The organism is Cupriavidus sp. FW305-46, from assembly GCF_058787075.1.
On sequence record NZ_JBYSZI010000111.1, the window covers coordinates 1 to 5368 of the forward strand.

The following is a 5368-nucleotide window of genomic DNA, read 5'->3' on the forward strand; positions in this document are numbered from 1 at the left end:
TGGGATTCCGGTGGATCGGATACGGCGAGCAGCTTCTCGTCGGATTGACAGTGTCTCCTACCCTGCGAGCGAGTCGGTCGCGAGCAGGGCTTCCGGGGCCGGGGCGTGTGCCTCGGCCCTTTTCTTTTTCTCCCTGGTCCGCAGCGGCGGGCCGTTCCCGATAGGCCGGCGCGTTCTCCCCGTTCGCGCCGGCCATTCTTTTTCCCTCTTCGGAGTAGTCATGATCAAACCTTCCGTCGGCCGCAAGGTCTGGTATCGCCCGTGCAAGAACGACATCATCGGCCCGGTACCGATGGCCCTGGCTGGTGGTCTCGACAATGCGCCGCCGCTCGACGCCACCATCATCGCCGTGTGGGGCGATCGCTGCGTCAATCTGCTCGTGACGGACATCATGGGAAAGCAGTTCCCGGTTACGTCCGCCGTGCTGCTGCAGGAAGGCGACGAGCCGGCGCGCGGCCCGGCCAAGGAAGACGGCACGGCGGGCGAGATCATCGGCCGCTACGCCGAGTGGATGCCGTACCAGCAGGCCCAGGCTGCCAAGGAACAGGCCGTCGCGGTGGGCTGATGCTTACCGTCAGCGTCAAGCACAACATCGCCGACGTTCGCAAGACGCTGGACAACATCGCGCAGAAGCAGATGCCCTTCGCGATCGCGAAGGCGCTGACGCAGACTGCCAAGGCGGTGGCCGGCGTTGAGTCGGGGGCGTTACCGCGTGAGTTGGACAAGCCCACGCCGTTCACCATGCGCGCATTCGGTACGAGGCCTGCAACGAAGCAGCGGCAGATCGCCTCGGTGTTCATCAAGCCGGATCAATGGAAGTACCTGCGCTACCAGGTCGATGGTGGTGAGCGGCGCCCGACCAAGCGGGCAGTCGTGATCCCGCAAGGCCTTCGCGTCAACCAGTACGGGAACATGCCGAAGGGCGCGATCCGAAAGCTGCTGGCGAAGCCCGGTGTATTCAGCGGGACGGTGAACGGCGTCCCTGGCATCTACCAGCGCAAGGGTCGCAGCGTGGCGTTGCTGGTCAAGTACGTCGACAAGGCCGGCTACAAGCGCCGCTTCGACTTCGCGGGCATCGGCCAGCAGGCCATCGCCGCCGAGTTCGGCGCGATCTTCGGGCGCGCACTGGCGGGGGCGCTGGCCACGGCCCTCTAGGTGGCGCCGGGGTCACGCGGCGGGGGTCCTTCCGGCCTTCCCCAAACGCGGGTAATTCGCGCCCCGATCGCGCACTACTCACGAAATTATTCCTAGGGGGTTATACCGTGACCGAGCTGTTGGATGACGTCGATCGCACGGTCACGCAGGCAGCCTTCGCCGACCTGGTCGGTATTTCCCAGCCGGCCGTGAGTGACCTGATCGGGCGCGGCACGCTGACGCGCGGCGCGTCGCTGCGCCGCTGGCTGGTGGAGTACTGCGAGAACCTGCGCGAGCAGGCGGCCGGCCGCGCCTCCACCGGCGATCTGGATCTGATCCAGGAGCGTGCCGCGCTCGCCCGCGAGCAGCGCATCAAGATCGCCATGGTCAACCAGCAGCTGCAGAAGGAACTGGCGCCGGTGTCGGTGCTCGAGGCGGTGCTGGCCAAGGTCGGGCGACAAATCGCGACGCGGCTCGAGGCGATCCCTGTGCAGATCAAGCGGCGGACCACCACGCTGTCTGCAGAAGACATTGACCTCATCACCGAGGAGATCACCAAGGCGCGCAACATCGCAGCCGCCATCAAGCTGGAAGACCTGAACGATGGACCTGTCGGAGATTCAGAAGGCGATTACGAAGGGCCTTAGTGCCCTGGCCGCGCCGACGCCCATGTCGCTGTCGAGCTGGGCGGCCGAGCACTTCTACCTGTCGGCAGAGTCGAGCTACGTCGAGCAAAAGTGGCAGGCCTTCCCCTACCAGGTGGCCATCCTGGACGCGATGTCGAACGACGACATCGAGGAGGTGGTGTTCATCAAGTCGGCCCGGGTTGGCTATACCAAGATGATCCTGGCGGCGATGGGCTACTTTGCCCATCACAAGCGGCGCAACCAGGCTGTATGGCAGCCGACCGACGAAGACGCCGACGACTTCGTGAAGACCGAGGTCGATACGATGTTGCGCGACGTGGCCGCGATGGCCACGGTCTTTCCCGCGTTCATGCAGCGGAGCAAAGACAATACGATGCGCAAAAAGGGCTTCCTTGGCTCGACGTTGCACATCCGTGGTGGCAAAGCCGCCAAGAATTACCGGCGCCTTTCCGTCGACGTCATCTACCTGGACGAGCTCGATGGCTTCGACAGTGATGTCGAGAAAGAGGGCTCGCCCGTGGTGCTCTCGCGCAAGCGTATTGAGGGCGCGACCTTCCCAAAGCAGATCCTCGGCAGCACGCCGAAGCTGAAAGGCTTCTCCCTGATCGAGGGGCGGTCCGAGCAGGCCGAGCAGCGGTTCAGCTTTCGTGTCCCTTGCCCGCATTGCGGCGGTGAGCATGTGGTGCGCTGGGGCGGAAAGGACAAGCCGTTCGGGTTCAAGTGGCAGGGCGATGATCCGGGGACGGTGCTCCACTACTGCCCGCTGTGTGGTGAGGGGTACTCGCAAGCGGATTACCTGACTGTCTGGCGGCGCGGGCGCTGGGTGTCGGAGGCCGGCATGTGGATCGACCTGGATGGGCGGTTCCGATCGCCGGAAGGCGAGGTGGTGCGCGCACCGAGGTCCGTGTCGTTCTGGGTCTGGACGGCGTACAGCGAGATGACGCCGTGGTCGCAGATCGTGCGCGAGTTCCTATCGGCGCAGGCCAAGGCGAAGAAGGGCGACACCTCCGAACTCAAGACGTTCGTCAACACCACGCTCGGCGAGACGTGGGAAGAGGACGTCGAGAAAGCCGATCACGAGCAGCTCAAGGCGCGCGCCGAGCCGTATGCGTTGCGCACGCTCCCGATGGGAGTACTCGCCGTGACTGCTGGCATTGACGTGCAGGATGATCGCTTCGAGATCGTCGTGTGGGGCTGGGGCGAGGGCGAGGAATCGTGGCCTGTCGACTACCAAGTGCTGGCGGCCAACCCGGCCAGCGAAGCGTCCTGGGATCAGCTCGACGCATACCTGAAGACGACCTATCCGCACGCCAGTGGCCAGGTCCTCGGCATCGAGGCGGCCGCGATCGACACCGGTGGCCACTTCACGCACCAGGTCTACAACTTCGTGCGGACTCGGGGTGGGCAGCGCCTGTATGCCGTGCGCGGCGAGCCGGCTGCTGGCAAGCCGATCAAGGGGCGTGCAACCAAGCAGGACATCAACTACAAGGGCGTGATGGTCAAGCGCGGCGTGCGGCTGTGGCACGTCGGTACCGACACGGCCAAAGACTTGTTGTTCGGACGCCTGAAGCTGTCCACACCGGAGCCCGGGCAGTCAATGCCAGGGTTCGTGCATTTCTCGGACCAGCTTCCTGTTGCGTTCTACGAGCAACTCACCGCCGAGGTTCGCGTGATCCAACGCACGCCCCGTGGCGAGGAGCATCGCTGGGTCAAGCGAAAGTCCGGCGCGCGCAACGAGGTGCTGGACTGCACGGTGTACGCGATGTTTGCGGCGTACTGCCTGGACCTGCACCGGTACACCAAGCCGATGTGGGATCGGTTGCGCGAGCGCGTGGCGCCGCGGCAGGGTGACTTGCTGTCGGACCCGCTGCCGGGGGCGATCGAGTTGCCGCCTGCGGCGCCGGCGGACGAGCCGTCAACCGAAAGCAGCGTGCCGGTGGCCACTGAGCCTACGGCACAGGACGATAACTGGCTGGGTGACACCGATGGGTGGCTCGGCCGCTAACAAGGCCGACACATGGCATTCACCCTTACGCAACTGGAGGCCCTCGAGCAGGCCATCGCGTCCGGCGAGTTGACCGTCAAGTACGACGGCAAGGAAGTCACCTACCGCTCGATGGATGATCTGATCAAAGCCTACAACATGGTGCGCGGCCAACTGCTGGCCAGCGGCCAGTTGACCGAATTGGCTCGCACCAATCGCGGGCCGTCGTCGGTTGCCTACTTCACCCGGGACTGACATGAACTGGCTCGATAACCTGGTCAGCTTCGTCTCGCCGTTGTCCGGCGTGCGCCGGGCGCAGGCCCGCATGGCGCTCGATACCGTGCGCGCCTACGACGCGGCAAAGGTCGGTCGCCGCACCGATGGCTGGATCGCCGGCGGCGGCAGTGCCAATGCGGAGATCGCGCCGGCGCTGCATCGCGTGCGTCAGCGCTGCCGCGATGTCATTCGCAACAACGAATACGCCGCGTCCGCGCTGGATAAGCTCGTTTCCAACACCGTCGGCACCGGCTTCACGGCCAAGGCGCCCAACCAGGCGCTGTGGGATGCCTGGTGCGATTACTGCGACGCCGATGGGCAGCTCGATTTCAACGGGCTGATGGAACTCGCGCACCGGACGCGCCGCGAGTCTGGTGAGGTCATCATCCGGTTCCGTCCGCGCATGCCTGAGGATGGGTTCGAGGTGCCGCTGCAGCTGCAGGTGCTGGAGCCCGACCACATCGACTCGACGAAGACCGGGCCGATGCCGAACGGCAACTATGCGATCACCGGCGTGGAATTCGACGCGCTCGGCCGACGCGTTGCGTACTGGCTGTTTCCGCAGCACCCCGGCGAGATCGCGGGCTTCCGGCTCAGTGGCTTGGAAAGCAAGCGGGTGCCGGCCAGCGAGATCCTGCACTACTACCGGAAGCGCCGGCCCGCGCAGGTGCGCGGCATGCCGGAGCTCGGTGTGTCGCTGCTCCGGCTGCGTGACCTGGCGGACTATGAGCAGGCCGAGCTCGTGCGCAAGAAGATCGAGGCCTGCTTCGTCGCCTTCGTTCGCACGGATGACGCCAACCAGCAGCTCGGCGAGGCCAAGCAGGGTGCGGGCGGCCAGCGGCAGGAAAAGGTCGCGCCGGGGATGATCAAGTACCTGTCCAACGCCGAGGGCGTTGAATTCGGTACGCCGTCGTCCGCCGGTGGCTATGGCGACTACACCGTGACGCAGCTGCACGCGATCGCCGTGGGGGCGGGGACCACCTATGAGCAGATGACGGGTGACCTGTCGCGGACTAACTTCAGCAGCGCTCGCGTCGGCTTGGTGGAGTTCCGGCAGCTGGTGCAGCAGGAGCAATGGCTGGCGCTTGTGCCGATGGTGAAAAAGCCGATCGCGCAGCGCTTCCAGGTGGCTGCGAAGCTGGCTGGCAAGCAGCGCGAGGCGATTTCGCCATTCATCTGGACGCCGCCGAAGCTCCAATGGGTGGATCCGTTCAAGGATGTCATGGCCACCAAGGAAGCCATTCGCGGTGGCCTGATGAGCCTGTCGGAAGCGATTCGCGAGCGCGGCGACGACCCAGATCGGGTGTTTGCCGAGATCCAGCGCGAA

General features: G+C 65.2%; 6 protein-coding genes. All 6 read left to right on the forward strand.

Going from position 1 to position 5368, the window contains the following annotated elements; translation table 11 throughout:
- The first annotated feature begins 220 nt into the window (after positions 1-220).
- On the forward strand, positions 221-565 hold the full coding sequence (locus tag AC3WON_RS30305) for a hypothetical protein (RefSeq protein ID WP_492353392.1): 345 nt from the start codon (positions 221-223) through the stop codon (positions 563-565).
- Complete coding sequence (locus AC3WON_RS30310) at positions 565-1155, forward strand: hypothetical protein (RefSeq protein ID WP_492353393.1); 591 nt, start codon at positions 565-567, stop codon at positions 1153-1155. The genes AC3WON_RS30305 and AC3WON_RS30310 overlap by 1 nt, the downstream gene beginning before the upstream one ends.
- Before the next feature lie 107 nt (positions 1156-1262).
- Positions 1263-1781 carry a terminase small subunit gene (locus AC3WON_RS30315; protein WP_013956194.1) on the forward strand — a complete coding sequence of 173 codons (519 nt, stop codon included), beginning with the start codon at positions 1263-1265 and terminating at the stop codon, positions 1779-1781.
- Positions 1738-3786 (forward strand): phage terminase large subunit family protein, encoded by a 2049-nt coding sequence (locus AC3WON_RS30320; protein ID WP_492353394.1) that lies wholly within the window; start codon positions 1738-1740, stop codon positions 3784-3786. Before AC3WON_RS30315 ends, AC3WON_RS30320 begins: the two co-directional genes overlap by 44 nt.
- A gap of 12 nt (positions 3787-3798) precedes the next feature.
- Positions 3799-4020: a phage head-tail joining protein gene (locus tag AC3WON_RS30325; protein WP_492353395.1), complete on the forward strand. Its 222-nt coding sequence runs from the start codon at positions 3799-3801 to the stop codon at positions 4018-4020.
- A gap of 1 nt (position 4021) precedes the next feature.
- The coding region (locus tag AC3WON_RS30330; RefSeq protein ID WP_492353396.1) for a phage portal protein at positions 4022-5368 on the forward strand (1347 nt) is incomplete at its 3' end.